21 protein-coding genes are annotated in these 16,274 nt (G+C 44.5%); 13 read left to right on the top strand and 8 right to left on the bottom strand.

From position 1 onward, the window contains the following. The first annotated feature begins 171 nt into the window (after nt 1-171). From ACFO0S_RS10965 to ACFO0S_RS10945, 5 genes are all read left to right on the top strand, one after another. Nucleotides 172-750, top strand: a complete 579-nt coding sequence (locus ACFO0S_RS10965; RefSeq protein WP_378142217.1) for a TVP38/TMEM64 family protein — start codon at nt 172-174, stop codon at nt 748-750. 12 nt (nt 751-762) lie between these two features. Continuing rightward, nucleotides 763-2,142, top strand: a complete 1,380-nt coding sequence (locus ACFO0S_RS10960; protein ID WP_378142079.1) for a UDP-N-acetylmuramoyl-L-alanyl-D-glutamate--2,6-diaminopimelate ligase — start codon at nt 763-765, stop codon at nt 2,140-2,142. A 97-nt stretch (nt 2,143-2,239) separates the two neighbouring features. Continuing rightward, nucleotides 2,240-2,824 carry a YdhK family protein gene (locus ACFO0S_RS10955; RefSeq protein WP_378142077.1) on the top strand — a complete coding sequence of 195 codons (585 nt, stop codon included), beginning with the start codon at nt 2,240-2,242 and terminating at the stop codon, nt 2,822-2,824. 59 nt (nt 2,825-2,883) lie between these two features. Continuing rightward, complete coding sequence (locus tag ACFO0S_RS10950) at nt 2,884-4,242, top strand: sensor histidine kinase (protein ID WP_378142076.1); 1,359 nt, start codon at nt 2,884-2,886, stop codon at nt 4,240-4,242. Nucleotides 4,243-4,252: 10 nt separating this feature from the next. Beyond that, nucleotides 4,253-4,924, top strand: coding sequence for a response regulator transcription factor (locus ACFO0S_RS10945; protein WP_378142074.1), 672 nt, complete (start codon nt 4,253-4,255; stop codon nt 4,922-4,924). Between the two features lie 41 nt (nt 4,925-4,965). On the opposite strand, the gene ACFO0S_RS10940 is transcribed toward ACFO0S_RS10945, so the two are convergent. From ACFO0S_RS10940 to guaC, 3 genes are read right to left on the bottom strand one after another with little or no spacing between them, the layout of a single operon-like run. After that, nucleotides 4,966-5,217, bottom strand: a complete 252-nt coding sequence (locus ACFO0S_RS10940; protein ID WP_378142073.1) for a hypothetical protein — start codon at nt 5,215-5,217, stop codon at nt 4,966-4,968. After that, nucleotides 5,201-5,374 (bottom strand): hypothetical protein, encoded by a 174-nt coding sequence (locus ACFO0S_RS10935; protein ID WP_378142072.1) that lies wholly within the window; start codon nt 5,372-5,374, stop codon nt 5,201-5,203. Before ACFO0S_RS10935 ends, ACFO0S_RS10940 begins: the two co-directional genes overlap by 17 nt. 58 nt (nt 5,375-5,432) lie before the next feature. After that, a complete protein-coding gene (gene guaC / locus ACFO0S_RS10930) occupies nt 5,433-6,416 on the bottom strand; it encodes a GMP reductase (protein WP_378142071.1) in 984 nt (327 codons plus the stop codon). A 189-nt stretch (nt 6,417-6,605) separates the two neighbouring features. Between guaC and ACFO0S_RS10925 the strand changes: the two genes are divergently transcribed. The 6 genes from ACFO0S_RS10925 (at nt 6,606) to ACFO0S_RS10900 (ending at nt 10,034) form a co-directional block, all read left to right on the top strand. Beyond that, nucleotides 6,606-7,304, top strand: a complete 699-nt coding sequence (locus ACFO0S_RS10925; protein WP_378142069.1) for an AzlC family ABC transporter permease — start codon at nt 6,606-6,608, stop codon at nt 7,302-7,304. After that, a complete protein-coding gene (locus tag ACFO0S_RS10920) occupies nt 7,301-7,627 on the top strand; it encodes a branched-chain amino acid transporter permease (protein WP_378142068.1) in 327 nt (108 codons plus the stop codon). Before ACFO0S_RS10925 ends, ACFO0S_RS10920 begins: the two co-directional genes overlap by 4 nt. Nucleotides 7,628-7,639: 12 nt before the next feature. Further along, nucleotides 7,640-7,972 carry a chaperone CsaA gene (csaA, locus tag ACFO0S_RS10915; protein WP_378142066.1) on the top strand — a complete coding sequence of 111 codons (333 nt, stop codon included), beginning with the start codon at nt 7,640-7,642 and terminating at the stop codon, nt 7,970-7,972. 292 nt (nt 7,973-8,264) lie between these two features. Continuing rightward, entirely contained in the window at nt 8,265-8,477 is a 213-nt protein-coding gene (locus ACFO0S_RS10910) for a helix-turn-helix transcriptional regulator (RefSeq protein ID WP_378142065.1), read from the top strand. Beyond that, nucleotides 8,474-8,959, top strand: a complete 486-nt coding sequence (locus tag ACFO0S_RS10905; RefSeq protein WP_378142064.1) for a hypothetical protein — start codon at nt 8,474-8,476, stop codon at nt 8,957-8,959. The genes ACFO0S_RS10910 and ACFO0S_RS10905 overlap by 4 nt, the downstream gene beginning before the upstream one ends. Before the next feature lie 211 nt (nt 8,960-9,170). After that, nucleotides 9,171-10,034, top strand: coding sequence for a phosphotransferase family protein (locus ACFO0S_RS10900; RefSeq protein WP_378142063.1), 864 nt, complete (start codon nt 9,171-9,173; stop codon nt 10,032-10,034). Nucleotides 10,035-10,072: 38 nt separating this feature from the next. Here ACFO0S_RS10900 and ACFO0S_RS10895 read toward each other — a convergent pair whose 3' ends face one another. Together ACFO0S_RS10895 and ACFO0S_RS10890 are read right to left on the bottom strand one after the other, a co-directional pair. After that, nucleotides 10,073-11,599: a BCCT family transporter gene (locus ACFO0S_RS10895; protein WP_378142061.1), complete on the bottom strand. Its 1,527-nt coding sequence runs from the start codon at nt 11,597-11,599 to the stop codon at nt 10,073-10,075. Between the two features lie 330 nt (nt 11,600-11,929). Beyond that, complete coding sequence (locus tag ACFO0S_RS10890; RefSeq protein WP_378142059.1) at nt 11,930-12,610, bottom strand: SOS response-associated peptidase; 681 nt, start codon at nt 12,608-12,610, stop codon at nt 11,930-11,932. 257 nt (nt 12,611-12,867) lie between these two features. Between ACFO0S_RS10890 and ACFO0S_RS10885 the strand changes: the two genes are divergently transcribed. Continuing rightward, nucleotides 12,868-13,317: a hypothetical protein gene (locus ACFO0S_RS10885; RefSeq protein WP_378142058.1), complete on the top strand. Its 450-nt coding sequence runs from the start codon at nt 12,868-12,870 to the stop codon at nt 13,315-13,317. Here ACFO0S_RS10885 and ACFO0S_RS10880 read toward each other — a convergent pair. Further along, the gene (locus tag ACFO0S_RS10880; protein WP_378142057.1) at nt 13,314-13,763 is read right to left on the bottom strand and encodes an ASCH domain-containing protein; all 450 of its coding nucleotides are present in this window, start codon (nt 13,761-13,763) and stop codon (nt 13,314-13,316) included. The two genes, ACFO0S_RS10885 and ACFO0S_RS10880, sit on opposite strands and share 4 nt — an antisense overlap. Nucleotides 13,764-13,862: 99 nt before the next feature. Between ACFO0S_RS10880 and ACFO0S_RS10875 the strand changes: the two genes are divergently transcribed. Then, entirely contained in the window at nt 13,863-14,357 is a 495-nt protein-coding gene (locus ACFO0S_RS10875) for an LURP-one-related/scramblase family protein (protein ID WP_378142055.1), read from the top strand. 209 nt (nt 14,358-14,566) lie between these two features. On the opposite strand, the gene ACFO0S_RS10870 is transcribed toward ACFO0S_RS10875, so the two are convergent. Next, nucleotides 14,567-15,688: a M50 family metallopeptidase gene (locus ACFO0S_RS10870; RefSeq protein WP_378142054.1), complete on the bottom strand. Its 1,122-nt coding sequence runs from the start codon at nt 15,686-15,688 to the stop codon at nt 14,567-14,569. Nucleotides 15,689-15,702: 14 nt separating this feature from the next. Continuing rightward, nucleotides 15,703-16,221 carry a DUF1648 domain-containing protein gene (locus ACFO0S_RS10865; RefSeq protein ID WP_378142053.1) on the bottom strand — a complete coding sequence of 173 codons (519 nt, stop codon included), beginning with the start codon at nt 16,219-16,221 and terminating at the stop codon, nt 15,703-15,705. Nucleotides 16,222-16,274 lie beyond the last annotated feature (53 nt).

Here is a 16,274-nt window from a genome sequence, read left to right as displayed (position 1 = left end):
CCCACTTTCTTTTATATCCGACTATAATCTATGGTATTATACTGATAGGGGGTATGTAAAGACGTGTCTATTGATTCATTTTTTGTGAAGATACCGGACATTTCTTTCAGATAGAATGTATACCCTATATACTTTGAAGACAAAATCAATAAAGGAAGGATGCCATGTGTGATGATCGAAGATGTATTTCTCAACTGGATAGAGCAACCTAGCCTATCCACCGCGGTCATTGGATTTTTCCTTTTGATTATCTTGTCCTTTGTCCCGTTTGTTCCGATGCCCGTGATATTTGCTGCGATGGGCTATACATTTGGCTTTTGGGTCGCTTTCCCTTTGAACCTAATCGCTTCCGTCACAGGGGCGTTTGTCGTCTTTTGGCTTGTTCGCAAAGTCTTTACGGTACAAGGAATGAATTATTTGCATCGTCACCCAAAGGCGAAGCGATTCTTGAAGCTCGTAGAAAAGCGAGGATTTTTCTTTATTCTACTGGGGCGATTAATTCCTGTCGTGCCATCGGTAGGTGTTAACATCGTCAGTAGCCTTGCAAATGTCACATCCTTCACGTTTGTATGGGCTACTTGTTTGGGCAAGTTGCCCCTTATTTTCATCTATACATATGCTGGTCATCAAGTATCGGCTTACACGTGGCAAAGTATAAGTCTATTGGTGATTTACACAGGCCTAATCTTGTTTGCCGCCCACTTCTTACAAACCAAGTGGGTCACGACACAACCAGAATCACATAAATGAGGAGTTCCCGCCATGAATCTGCAAGAACTGTTAAGAGATTTCACCACCCAATCGATTCCAAATTGCGAAATCACAGGACTTGAGACCACTTCATCCCGCATCAAAGATGGGTTTCTGTTCTTTGCCATAGAAGGGCATCATGCGGATGGGCATGCTTACATCGCACAAGCCGTTGAGGCTGGAGCAGTCGCAGTTATTGGCACCCGTACGGAGGTCGAGACAACTGTTCCCTACCTTGTCGTCGAGGATATTCGCTATGTACTTGCCCATGTAGCGAAACGCTTTTATCAGAATCCGTCCGCAAGTAAGTGCATGATTGGCATTACAGGGACAAATGGCAAGACCACTACGTCCTTTATGCTGAAAGAGATGCTGGAAGCTTCCGGTCTACGTTGTTCATTATTTGGTACCGTCAAATACGAAATCAATGGGGAAGAGTTTGCATCACTGAACACGACGCCTGACAGCCTTCAGCTTCAACAGTACATCCATAAAAGTCAAGATGACGTAGTGATTATGGAAGTGTCCTCTCACGGCATCGACCAACGGCGGATTGAAGGACTTGAATTTGACTATGCGCTCTTCACGAATCTTGATCACGACCATCTGGATTATCATGAGACGATGGAAGCGTATTTTGAAGTGAAGGCTCGTCTGTTCACCCAATTAAAGCCAAGTGGGAAAGCGGTCATTAATACGCAGAACTCATGGGGAGCCCAGCTTGCTGAGCGACTGGAGGCACAGGGAATTGAGATAGTAAACGTTCCACATGCCAACCTTTTAGAAGAGAGAGCAAAAACCACTTTCCCAACAATAAAAGGCATGCATAACCGCTTCAATGCCGCTATGGCATGGGTCGTTGCGGAAGACATGATGTGTACGCGACAGCTCCTTATTCAAGGCCTTCATTCGTTTAAAGGGGTACCTGGAAGATTTCAGCTCTATCCGCTTACGACAGGTGCTACAGTTGTCATTGATTATGCGCATACGGCGGAAGCATTCGAATTTCTGTTGCAGACTGCGAAAGAAGAGGGTGCGCGTCGTATTTTCCACGTCTTTGGTTTCCGGGGGAATAGGGACCGGACGAAACGTCAAAAGATGTTGGATGTGTCGACGCGCTTGAGTGATGTAGTGATTTTGACCGTGGATGATTTAAATGGCCTATCTGTTGAGGAGCTTTTAGCGGAGTATGACGAGCTTGATTATAGCGGCACGGTCATCCCTGATCGAACGGAAGCCATTCACGCGGCGCTCCATCATGCCTCTTCTGGCGACTGGATCATTATCACCGGTCGAGGGGTGGAGCCTTACAAAGAAATCTATCGTCATGGCACGACAACCGATGACGAAATGGTCCTTCTTTATCAGCAGGCTTGCCATGCACCACAGTAGGAAATTAGTTGCAATTTAAATCCTACGTAGACATCTGCATAATTTTTTCATATTTATTGGGTACTCTGTGAAAGAAGTAAGCTAGAGTTCAGGAGGAATGAATATGAAAAAATTAGCAGCAATGACGTTAACGGCTACCCTATTGTTAGCTGCTTGTGGCGATACAGATGACGACATTATGATGGATGGAGAAAACATGGGTGATCACGGTGAGATGGATCATGGAGATATGGACCACGGGAACATGGACCACTCTACGGACGGTTCGATACCAGAAGGTCTTGAGGAAGCACAGGATCCAACGTTTGCTGTAGGCGATACAGCCATGATCACGAATGCGCATATGGAAGGCATGGAAGGTGTGGAAGCAGAGGTAGTTGGCGCTTTCGCAACAACCGTCTATACCGTATCGTATACACCGACGACAGGTGGCGATCCAGTAGAGGACCATAAGTGGGTCGTTCACGAGGAAGTGGAAGATGTAGGACAAGCACCTCTTGAGCCCGGAACGGAAGTGATTCTCGATGCCGATCATATGGAAGGTATGGACGGAGCAACAGCAACTATTGATTCCGCAGAAGAAACAACCGTGTATATGGTAAACTATACAGATAAAGTGACAGGGGACGAGGTCACCAATCACAAATGGGTGACGGAGAGCGAACTTTCAACTGTCGAATAAGCGTGAAGAGTCTTCCGAAGGGAAGGCTCTTTTTTGAACAGGTGCAAAGGGGGAAGCACATGAAAAAGTTGTCAACCAAATTGGCAGCAGTATTTCTTCTGGCCATTGTCGTGCTAGAAGGGTTATTAATGATGTATTTGCACCCTAGTATAGGCAATGCACGCGTGCAAGAGGAGTATACCCGTCTGATGGAAGCTGGGGCGAAGCACCGGGATGTCTTAGTCGACCACACTACAGAAGAAACCATCCGCCATATTTTACTAATGGAATCAGGCGAAGGTCAGGGTGTGGCGATTGTGAATGCAGAAAACCAACTGGTGGCGCATTCCGAACAGCAGTCCATTCAGTGGGACAGCTTGACTGAACGCTTAGATGTATCCGCGTATTCGCAAGATACCCTTGTGCAAGGGGACTGGAAGCGAGAACCCTATCTCATCAGTGTACATCCTTTTCAAGAAGGGGAAGGTGCCATTGTCCAGTTACAGAGTACCGCGGGAATTCACGCTCTTATGGACCGGCTTAATTTTCATTTCTTGTTGGCGGGAATCGGAAGTGTGCTCATCTTAGCGTTGATCTATGTATTTTTAACACGGTATTTAACGCTGCCGCTTCAACGAATGAAACAGGCAACAGAAAAATTGAGTGTTGGCCAATTTGATGTGACCCTACCTGCTGGGCGTGACGATGAGATTGGGCAACTGTCCACATCGATTCAAAAACTCTCGAAAGATTTGCAGGTCATCAAGAAAACTCGAACCGATTTTCTCTCGTCCGTGTCCCATGAACTTCGAACACCTCTGACGTATGTAAGAGGATACTCTCGTGTCGTGCAGAGGGTTGAAACCAGTGAGGAAGAACGAGTCCGCTATCTGCAGATCATCGAAGAAGAAGCAGATCGTCTGACGTTGCTTGTCGAGGACTTGTTTGAGCTCGCGCAGCTCGACGATCCGGGATTCCGAATCGTAAAAGAACACGTAGATGTGGCAGAATTGCTTCAGCATATTCATGAGCGCGTTTCGCCATCCTTTAAAGAAAAAGGGCAACAGTTAGACCTGACGTGTGAAAGTCCTCTCGTCGTGGAAGCAGATCCGGTCCGCTTAGAACAGGTGGTCGTTAACCTATTAGATAATGCGATGCACTATTCGCCGACTGGCACAACGACACAGATCCGGGCGTACGCTAAGAAACACACGGTCGTGATTCAGATTGTAGACGAAGGAGTGGGCGTTAGCAAAGAAGAACAGGAAGCGATTTTTGACCGCTTGTATCGCACAGAGAAGTCGCGTTCACGCAAACATGGCGGTTCTGGACTTGGCCTCTCGATTGTCAAAGAACTTGTCGAAGCGCACGGAGGAACGATTCATGTGCAAAGTGAGCCTGGAAAAGGCAGTACATTTACAGTAACCCTGAGTAAATGAGGTGAAAACGATGAAGAAGATTTTAGTGGTCGATGACGAGGAGCGTATGGTGGAACTGATAGCGCTCTTCTTAAAGCCGCATGGTTTCAATGTCAGATCGGCATACACCGGCGAAGAAGCACTGAAGTTGCTAAAAACGGAAGTCGTTCATTTAGTGATTTTAGACATCATGATGCCAGGAATGAACGGATGGGAAACATGTCAAGAGATTCGTACGTTTTCGGACGTACCTATCTTGATGTTGACCGCCCGAGAAGGCAAGCAGGAAGTGGTGAAAGGGTTACAGCTCGGTGCCGATGATTACGTCACCAAACCTTTTGATGAGAATGAACTGGTGGCCCGTGTCGAAGCTCTTCTTCGCCGGGCTCCTGAACCGGAAGGTGGAGGCATACATGTCGATGGCTTCACATTAGATACCGAAGCGTATTCCTTAAAGTGGCCAGGGCATGAAGTAAGTTTGACAATGAAAGAGTTTTGTATCGTGGAAGCCTTGATGAAGCACCCGAAACGTACCTATGAACGAGAGCAGTTATTGTCCCTTGCTTGGGAGTACAATACGTACACTGACCCGCGCACGGTTGATTCACACATCCGGAACCTGCGTGACAAACTGAGAAAAGCTCATTTTCCAGTGGATCAATACATACTGACGGTATGGGGAATCGGGTATAAATGGAAATAAGAGCAGCTCCGCTTTTTGCAGACCTGCTCTTTTCGGAATGTTTATTCTTGTGACTGCAATTCTTCGATCAACCTCTTCATCTCATCAATCTCTTTTCTTTGGGCTTCGATAATTTCATTGGCTCGCTCACTTGTGAGAATTGCAATGGAGTGGTGAGGAATCACGGCTTTCATCCAACTCGTTTCTACCACTGTTGTTTGGCTACGTACTAAGTAGAGGGAGAGCGCAATGACTACGACGCTTCCACCAAGAATAGCAAGGTTTAGGGCTTTTTTCTTATACATATTGAGCATGAAAAAGTAACATAATTCCACCCAACATGATGGCCATATAGACGCGGGTTTCGCTAAATATCACGTGCCCGAGTTCATACGTATTGAAATACATAAGAGCGTACATAACGACCGTTGATGTAAGAATCATCAAGCCAAATTTTACATAAGGATCCATTTGATCTTCCTAGTCAAAAAAAGACCACCCGAGCCACTGGGCTCGGGTGGTCTTACTATTAGTACACCTTATCACCATTAAAGATGGAATTTTTCACAATGACATAGTCTACATGCTTTAAGGCTTCAAGAGAGTCGCCACCTGCGTACGAAATGGAAGACTGTAAGTCCTGCTCCATTTCCGTAAGCGTATCTTGAAGTTTTCCTTTATGCTCAACAAACATCTTCTTGCCTTCGACGTTCTTGCGTTCGCCTTTTTGGAACTCGGAAGCGGAACCAAAGTATTCTTTCACAAGTTTGCCTTCTACTTCTTTTGTATCCCCAGGAGATTCTTCATGCCCAGCGAACAGAGAACCGATCATTACCATGGAGGCGCCGAAGCGGACAGATTTTGCAATGTCGCCATGTGTGCGAATGCCGCCATCTGCGATGATTGGCTTGGTCGCTGCTTTTCCGCAGAGACGAAGCGCCGCGAGCTGCCAGCCACCTGTTCCAAAACCAGTTTTGATTTTCGTGATACATACTTTCCCAGGCCCGATGCCCACTTTCGTCGCGTCAGCTCCTGCGTTCTCCAGTTCGCGCACAGCTTCCGGTGTCCCGACATTTCCGGCAATGACGAATGTTTCTGGTAAGTGCGTTTTGATATGCTGAATCATACGAATGACCGCGTTGGAGTGCCCGTGTGCAATATCGATTGTGATGTAGTCCGGCACTAAATTCTCTTCTTTCAACTCTTCGACAAACGTGTATTCTTCTGCCTTAACCCCCACACTGATGGATGCCACAAGTCCTTTTTCCTGCATCTTCTGAATAAACGCTTTGCGTGCTTCCGGCTGGAAACGGTGCATGATGTAGAAATAATTGTTTTCCGCAAGGTACGTCGCGATGTTCTCGTCAATGATCGTCTGCATGTTCGCAGGCACGACCGGAAGTCGGAAGGTATGCTTTCCAAATTGCACAGACGTGTCACATTCTGAGCGACTTTCTACGATACATTTATTAGGTATTAGCTGAATATCTTCATAATCAAATACGTTTTCCATTTCATTCATCCCCTAAAAGCGAATAATTTAGTTAAAAATATAATTAATGTTCGTACATTGAGTAATTTACAGGAAGTGGACAAGAAAGTCAAAGGAGAAATGTAAATATTCCAAAGTTGTGAAAATGGTCTTACTTCAAGCAAGTAAAGTGTGGTAAAACTGAGGTAGAGAAAAGGAGGCTGATGTGGCATGGTGAAAGACGCCGCGCGCGCCGCATTTCCGGCAACTATTCCAATCCTCGCCGGATTTACATTTTTAGGAGCCGCCTATGGAATTTATATGACGTCTCTTGGATTTCATCCAATCTTTCCGATCTTGATGAGCCTTTTTATTTTTGCAGGATCGATTGAATTTATTACGGCCAATCTTCTATTGATGGCATTTGCTCCTTTCCAAGCATTTCTGCTCGCCATCATGGTGAATGCACGGCATTTGTTTTATGGCCTGTCGATGCTAGATAAGTATCATTCTGTCGGGAAAAAGAAATTGTATTTGATTTTTGGTATGTGCGACGAGTCGTTTTCGATCAATTACACAGCGAAACCGGACCCAACCATCGATAAAGGCTGGTTTATGTTTTTCGTCACCCTCTATAACCATATCTACTGGGTGGGCGGCTCTACACTTGGTGCTTTACTCGGACAGTTCATTACGTTTAATACTGATGGGCTATTGTTTGTAATGACGGCCCTGTTTGTGGTGATCTTCTTGGAAAACTGGTTGCAGGAAAAGCGCCATACGAGTGCCCTTATTGGTCTTGTGGTATCCGTACTCGCCTTGATGGTGTTCGGTGCAAATCAATTCGTCATCCCGGCAATGGTCGGTATCCTTCTAATTTTGATCGCTTTCCGCAGACCGCTTGAACGAAGGGAAGTGAAGCCATTATGACACTGACGCAGCAAATCATTACGATTGCCGTCGTGGTTGTGGGAACGATGCTCACCAGATTCTTGCCATTTTGGATTTTTCCAGCGGACAAACCAACTCCGGGCTATGTGCTGTTCCTTGGAAGATTGTTACCGCCAGCCGTTCTCGGACTACTTGTGATTTATAGTGTGAAAGATGTGGAATGGACCGGTGGACTTTATGGGATTCCAGAACTCCTCGGCATTCTATTGATTGTTCTATTACATACGTGGAAACGCAATATGTTGTTGTCGATTGCCGGTGGGACGCTGTTTTACATGGGACTTATACAGTTTATCTTTTAAGGAGTGAAGATCATGGCGGAATATAGTGATTTTACAAAGCTCGATATTCGGATCGGGACGATTGTAGAAGCTGTTCCTTTTCCGGTAGCACGGATACCAGCTATTAAATTGCGCATTGATTTTGGAAAAGAGCTTGGCATTAAGCCCTCTTCTGCTCAAATTACTAAGAGGTATACATGTGAACAGTTGATAGGTCGCCAAGTCACAGCTGTGGTAAATTTTCCACCTAGGCGAATCGCAGGATTTAAGTCAGAAGTGTTTGTACTTGGTGGTGTCCCTGAAGAGGGAGACGTCGTCTTGTTGCAACCGGATCAATCGGTTCCCAATGGGACGCGAATATTATAGGAATAGTGTCTCTCAGTGGTGGGAGATAGTTAAATGGGAATGTCATGAGTCTTGAGCTCATGGCATTTTTTATGTGGTTAGAGAGTTTTGGGGATTGCGAGGCATTTTCGGGTGCGTTGCGAGGCATTTGTAGTGGTATACGAGACAAAGGAAGACAGATTCGAGACATTTGCTAATCACTGACTCACAATCACATGTTTACCAAATAAATTGTAAAATAAACTTTACAATTTGTATGGTTTACTTTACTATTAATGTATAGTTCACTTTACATTAAGGTGAAAGAGGAGAGATGCATGTGATCACAAACCGTGTCAAAGAACTGCGAGCGAAGCACAGCATGACGCAAGGAGATCTCGCCAAACGAATTGGTGTCACGCGCCAAACCATCGTCTCGATGGAAAAAGGGAGCTACACGCCGTCTCTATTGCTCGCAATGAATATTGCGGAAGTGTTTCAAGAACCGATTGAGCAGATTTTTAAGAAAGAAGGGGAAGAGGAATGAAAGTAACACTAACAACGATTTTACGCGTACTGTTATTTGTGGTCATGGCAACTATGGTTTCCTATATGGTGACGCTTCGACAAAAAGTAATGTTAATGGAAAGAGGCTATGAAGATGGGTTTGATGTCGCAATCGGTCCGCTGATTTATGGGACGCTCTTTTTGATAACTGTCTTTACTTTGATTGCCTTAAATCTCGTGCAAATCTGGAAAATAAGAAAAAAGAAAGCCATTCGTATCGAAGACTATTTGCTACCGGAATATGATGTATCCGATGAACGAGCTCGCGACATTACAGGACGGTCTGTGAAATTTGCATTCGTCGCTATTTTAGTTTATTCATTTTTGGCGCTGTCGTCGTACATCTATATCCCCGAATATTTCCTCGACTATATGTGGTATCCAATGGCAGTCACTGCCTCCATTCCGGTTGTCGGACTTTTGGTCTACTATGCATCGTACCAAGTGTTGGTGAGACGCTAACACAAACACCTCCTGCTCAAGATGAGTAAGAGGTGTTTTCATGTTAGTTAATTAGCAGGCGGTACAACTTTAAGGATGAAGAAATTTCCAAATAGTAGTATGATAATAAGCCACATATATTTTTTCACAAATCCCAACTCCTTTGCGCATAAGACGGAAAGGGTTGGAAATAAGTTACACTACCAAATATCAAATTAGTAGGTGGGACACCATGCATATTCAACAGTTAGCAAAGCATTTTAACTTACATATCCGAAGTGTGACTGACGTTCCGGAGTCGTTCAGTTCAACAGTGTATCGATGTGAACTAGTAAGTGGAGAACACATCTACATAAAAGTGCCTTATACAAAACTCAAGTTTCAAAGAGAAGTGGATGCTTACGCACAATTGAAAGGAAAGGTAGCCGTTCCGGACCTGCTTGATGTATGGGAAGGAGACGAACAAACGGTTGGTGCCTTATTGTTATCGGAATTAAAAGGAGAGACGCTCGGGAAGCTAAGCACTGAAAAAGAAGCCTTTCACGTGGGCGTCTATCATGCGCAGCTACATGAGATTCGACCGGAAGAAGGAATGGAGACGAGTATCGACAATGAATTTCCGAATTGGCGAGAATTTGTGGACCGCATGTTTTATAGTTTTGCCGAAGATACGAAGAAACAGATTTCTGCGAAAAAATTAGATGCTGCCTTAATGAAATATGAGACCATGAAAAATGAGATGCCACCTTTGGACGGTCCCGCCTTTTTACATATGGACTTCAGGCCGGCGAATATCCTTGTTCACAATGAAACCGTTACGGGATCCATCGATTTTGAAAGTGTGCGTTTTGGTGTGACGGAAATGGATTTTACAAAGCTCTACCGTGATTATCTGCAAAAAGACTCAGCGCTTTTCAAGGCCTATCAACAAGGTTACAAGAGTATTCGACCACTTATAGATTTACAAGCTGTCTTACCGTTCTACCGCTTTACGGATGCATTCAACAGCATCGGGTGGTGTGAACGCCGAGGTGTGGAAAAAAATCGTGCCTTCTTAGAACAAAATTTAAGTTTGCTAGATGAATTTCTAAAATGAAAAAAGGCCTCTATTCTCAGCGAATAGAGGCTCTCTTACTAAGATTTCGGAAGCTTTTTCTTAACAACAGGGAGTTTACCGATACCCAGTTCTTTGGCTTCCTTACGTAAAGCTTTGATAAAACTGAGCAGCATCATCAACAGAATGATGGAGAATGGGAATGCAGCTAAAATCATCGTGTTTTGCAGGCCTTGTAGACCGCCCGAGTAGATAAGAACAATAGCGATAGCTGACATCATAACTCCCCATACCAGTTTGATTTGTGCAGTGGGGTTTTGGGAGCCATTTGATGTGAGCATTCCAAGTACAAATGTTCCCGAGTCAGCTGATGTAATAAAGAACGTTGCGATGAGGGCAATTGTAAACAACGACGTAATGAGTGGAAGTGGCAGTTCACCAAGTACACCAAACAATGCGGTTTCTGGAGCAAGTGCAGAGATAGAAATATTTCCTGCCATTTCCGTCATGATTCCTGCACTACCAAATGTTGTGAACCATAGGAATCCGATGAGAGATGGAATAAATAATACGGCTACGACAAACTCACGAATGGAACGTCCACGTGAGATGCGGGCAATAAATACCCCGACAAATGGAGACCAAGCAATCCACCATGCCCAGTAGAAAATCGTCCAGCCGTTGATCCAGCTACGCGTGTCTTCATTCAAAGGGGAAATACGCAAACTCATTTGAACTATGTTCTGTAAATACAGTCCGATTGTATCCACAAATAGATTCAAAATGAAGAGCGTAGGACCAAAGATAAAGACAAATAAGAACAAAACGCAGGCCATACCCATGTTTAAATTACTTAAAATCTTAATCCCTTTAGAAATTCCTGTGGTTGCTGAAATTAAGAATAAGATGGTGATGACTAAGATGATTATTCCTTGAACAAGAATGTTGGAAGGGATATCAAATAGATAGGTGAGTCCGCCGTTAATTTGCATGGCGCCAAATCCAAGAGACGTGGCAACACCCATGACCGTTGCGATAACCGAAATAATATCGATTACTTTCCCAGTTGTTCCATCTGCGTGTTTCCCGATGAGGGGGCGAAGTGTCTTGCTCACGAGGCTCAGTTCACCTTTGCGGAATGTGAAGTAAGCAAGAATCATACCGATAATTCCATAAATTGCCCAAGCAGATAAGCCATAATGGAAGAATGTATACCGCATGGCATCTTTTACGCCTTGATCTGTACCTTCCTGTCCAGTTGGTGAAGAAATAATGTAGTGACTTAGCGGTTCGTGTACGCCGTAGAATAATAGACCAATTCCAAGACCTGCACTGAAAAGCATGGCAATCCAAGTAGGACGAGTGAATTCTGGTTTGTCGGTTACTTTTCCGAGTTTGATTCGGCCGACAGGACTAAAGAGTAAGTAAATACATGTTACGAGGAAGAGCGTGACAATCGAGAGGTAGTACCAACCGAATGAATCGGTCATAAATCCTTGTCCTTTTCCGGTCATTTCTTCTAATCTTTCTGGAATAAAGACTCCTAATAAAACAAGGCCGATGAGTACGGCCACTGAAATGTAGAATACACCTGTTGCATTTTTCATTTACGTTCTCCCATCTTTGATTTTTTCGCAGTGGGGCTTACTTCCATGAACAAGCATTATCATTTCCAAGTGGAGACTATGTAGAGAAAAAACAGAGGGAATGCTGAAGTAAATCCATAGTTTTAATACCCGTGCGTGCATCTTGCGTAAACCTTTTTGCTTAGAAATGCTATAAGACTTTCTACTTACCTTATTATGGATTTTATTTAGATAATCTATGCATTTCTGCAGGGGTTAACCTGGGGTGCCTCCGGACATGCCGTCTAGTATATCAAAAATAGAAGGTGATTGGTAGTGTTTTGCCAAAGATTAAAAAAGCGTCTAGTGGATTCAAGACGCTTCTATCTGTTTGATGAGGTGAGGATGATCATGTTTTGGTGAATTGACATCGGTACCGACACGGTGAAAATGTAGACCGCTTGTCAAGGATTGATTGAGTATTTCGCGGAGGTGAGAAACCGAAGTCACTGTTGGATTGAGCCAGTCTTGCATATGCTGTTTAGATACAAACACAGGCATCCGGTGATGGATGGAAGATACCTCGGCAGATGCTTGTTGTGTAAGAATACTGCATGTGAAGACTTTCTTACCTTCTGGAGAAGTCCAGCTTGCCCAGATACCCGCTGCGAGCAAAATCTGGTGCTGCTCAGATAGAACATAAACAGGCGCTTTTTCACCATAGGCTTGTGTCCATTCATAATAGCCGTTCATCGGAATGAGGCAGCGTTTCGTGCGAAAGGAATCTTTGAAGCTCGGTTTTTCGTGAATCGTTTCCGCACGTGCATTCATGAGCTTCGCTGCCATTTGATCATCTCTCGCCCATTCCGGAATAAGCCCCCATTTCAAATAGCCCAAACGATTCTTAGACCCATCGTTGATCACTGCAAGGATGGATTGAGTCGGTGCAATATTATAATGTGGCGCGTATTCATTTTCAGGAATCGCCTGTTCCGCTTCCAGATAGTCCAGCAAATCCGCATAGGTCGCAAAGAGTGTGAAACGTCCGCACATGAAAATCACCTCGGTCCTTATTTGGTTTAGTATAACAAGAATTTATACAGAGGACGTTGCCTTCTTCATTTAGCATTTTGAAGGTAGACAACTAGTTTTGTCGAAGTACCTATAGAGAAAATAGAGAGGCCCAATGAAAGAGTGATGACATTAACGTTTGAAGAACTTAAAATAAATCCATACAATCCTTGTTTAGTGTTAAACAAAACGGTTAAATTGGTAAGAGGTCAAGTCGAGGGGGTTAGAGAGGTGAGAAAATGTCAGCTACTCAAATGATTCAGTATGTAAAAGATGGCCTAAATGATTTTGGTTTCCGATATTATCATCTGTTTCAAGGATTTCGGCCCTTTCCCTATGAAGAATATCTCCTCCATGAAGATAGGGCGACAAGGAAATACGCGTTCATCGCGTTTTGCCTTTACCTTGGAGGTGGGTGGGTACATTCGACCGTCCCGTTCGAAGAAAAACGTTTAGAAGAATTTACCACCCGCTTTGTCAGTAGGCACGAAGCGTTTAGGGAGGAGTTTCCGGTCATCTATCAAGAAGTCCTCTTTTTGCTCGGACGCTTTTATGTGGAACTATCTCCACAATTGACCAAAACGACCAAGTCGGAAATCGAAAGGTTACCAATCGAATCCGTGAAGGAGGCAACGCCTGTCCGAAAGTTATGCTCGGCGTTCGGCGTACCAACTTCCGACACGTTTTAGTTCACATCTACGAGCTCAAATCGTTCACAAACAAGGAGCATGTCGTCTTTGAACGTCATTCCATACTTCTCAAGTTCATTCGTGAAGAATTCTACGTGTACACGGTACCAATACTCGTAAGATAGATCTCCTTCGCCTTCCGCACGAGCGTGTGATTCGGGAACTTCATTCATAGGTTGAATTGTCACATCAGACGTCCTAATGATGGCAACAGGCTCGTCTTTGCTGTTGAGTACCACACTATAGTCGTTCACTTCCGGAAGTGGCTCGTTCTCCAGGTCATAAACGATACGTCCGGAACATGTAGCCGTTTTCAAGCCTTTTACTACCCGTTCTGCTAAATAATCAGGCTGACCACCAAATTTCCAGGCTGTCACTTTAGTTGGTGCTTCTTGTTTTTGGCTTGCCCAATATGTATCCCAGTATGCTTTTGCTTGTGGATTCATTTCATCCCGTCCTTTCCAATTTAGTATGCCATGCATTGAATCTTTTGACTATTTGATTCGTAGAAGTGAGTAAGAGTTACATCGGGAGGGGTAAGAGATATGAGGCAACTATATATTAAGCAAAAGGTATTTAGTTTGAATGGCCAATTCACAGTAAAAGATGAGACACAGCAAGATGCCTACTACATCGAAGGAAGCTTTCTAAAGATACCGAAGACATTTAGCGTTTTTGATACGAAAAGAAATGAAGTGGCGTTGATCACCAAGAAAACGTTCAGCTTCTTGCCGCAATTCTTTGTAGATGTGAATGGCCAACAGGTCTTGACGATTCGCAAAGAATTCTCGTTCTTCAAAGCCAAGTATACGATTGATGCGGCTGGCATTGAAGTGCAAGGCAACTGGTGGGACATGAACTTTGATGTTCTTCAGCACGGGGAGGTCATCGGCAGTGTCACGAAAGAATGGTTTACTTGGGGAGACAGTTATCAAGTCACCGTTCATAGAGAAGCAATGGAAGAAATCATGATTGCGCTTGTCGTCGCCATCGACTGCGTGAAAGCTGACGAAGCGGCTGCTGCTTCGGCGGCTCATTGAGTTCAAGTTCAACCCCAGGGGTTGTTCCACAATCCAAGTATACTTCATATTGAAATGCCAGACGCCCACTTATTGGGGCGCCTGGCTTTTCTGCTTGTTCAGTGCAGTTTATCTTATTCTTTATGCTAGATTTTTAGGATGGATTAGTATTTGTGTGACCCCAGGGGTTTAAGTATTAGAGTTCATTCCAACACGCCATCTTTAACAGGTCACCTACTCTTTACCCCATCAAGTAAGTCCTGCAACACTGCTTTAAGCGATGTCCCTTCTAAATAAAGAGGATGCCACTCACCGAGAGCTTGCTCAGCTGCGTAGATAGAAGTGAGGGCGGTGTTTTTATCGCAATTGATCATGGCCATGTACGTGTCACGCATGTGACGCGTGACAGGTTCTTGGTCGTCGATCAGTTGGAGTTTGTTTTTCATATCTGGCTCGGTCAAAAGGCGGCCGGCATAAAAATAGCCAGTAGCAACAGAAATGTCCGTTAAGTCTTGCAAAATCCCTGCCTGTTTGTCACGAGGTAAGAACGACCGCCCCTCCGCCAGCGCAAGATAGGCTTCCGGATTTGTGTGATAATAATAAGGACCGACTGTTGAAAGAAGAGAAGCGGCAAGAGGCCATCCTTCATACCGCTCAATGACAGCTTTCGCTTTTTCCGCAGTCGCCTTTGACCAATTTCCTCTACCTTGAGGGTCTTCCTGCAATATCTGATAACTGACCAGAATAAGGTCAGCACCCGGTTGTTTCCCCTTTATCATGGAAAGAACACGGCCATCCGTTTGTGCACCTTTGCTTTCCACGTTCCCGAGATTGGATAAGCCCAAGAAGATATTAACAAGCGCAAAGACAAACCAGCCGCTCCAGCCATAGATAAAGCTAAGGGCAAGCAACGGAATAGCAACGACCAAGTTACTAACCGGCCCCCCGTAAATAAAACGAATCATCTTTTTTCGCATGTCTTCTTCCGGTATAGCACGCGGAAACCGGAGCATAGCCCGTCCGATGTAGCCCATTGCCGGAAGCTTTACAAAGAAGCGGTTCTGCCCATTGGTTTTAGCAAAAATAAAGGGTCCGTACGATAAATTCATGATTTCCATCCCACTCAGTTTTCCTGCAATTGCATGACCTGTTTCGTGAAGAATGATTCCCACAATAAAACTTAGTGCTGCTACTCCCATGACAAGCAAAACACTCCAAAGCGTGATTTGAACGTCATGGCGAAAGAAATAGCTCACAATCAGGATGCCCAGTACCCCACCTATAAGAAATTGCGCAATCTGACTCAACCAGTTTATTTTTTTCTTTGATGATTTCTTAGCTACTTTTTCCAACGAGATGAGCTCCTTTACGCTTTATTTTTCGATTGATAGCGGAACATTTGATAGAAGAAATAAAGGATGGGTGCAAACACCGCTACTAAAAAGACAGGGAAAAACCATGCATCCAAAAATGATTTTACTCCATTCGCGACCTGAATGATGTTCCAATTGATCGAAGCAAATGCTGCAACAATGACGAATGACGTCATTGTTAGCATCATCCGTGAGAGTCGGTAATAGAAAGGGGCGTTTTCTTCTGTGATGTTGACGGGAAAGTTATGCCACTCCGGGTGTTTCCGAAGCCAAAGCATGAAGGCCCCAAGTGCTCCTGCAATGATAGGCAGCGTGAGTACTTCAAATTTGGATCCCCATCGCGTCACTTCTCCATTGATTCCAAAGTGACCCGGAACCTCAGCGGGGATATCTCCCCATATTAAGGCAAGCCAACCTACCCAAACACTATAAATTCCTATACTCAAAAAAACGAATACCCGCTCTACGAACGTAGCCTCAAGTTCAACGTGTGGTTGATTTTGTTTCCACATAAAAATCACTCCTTACGTTACCTACGTGAGGAGTGTGGGAAAGTTTCACTAGG

The organism is Chryseomicrobium palamuruense (assembly GCF_042649045.1).
In the GTDB taxonomy this organism is placed as follows: Bacteria; Bacillota; Bacilli; order Bacillales_A; family Planococcaceae; genus Chryseomicrobium; species Chryseomicrobium palamuruense.
The sequence above is the reverse complement of the archived record's forward strand: the minus strand, read 5'-3'. Positions and strand labels throughout refer to the sequence as shown.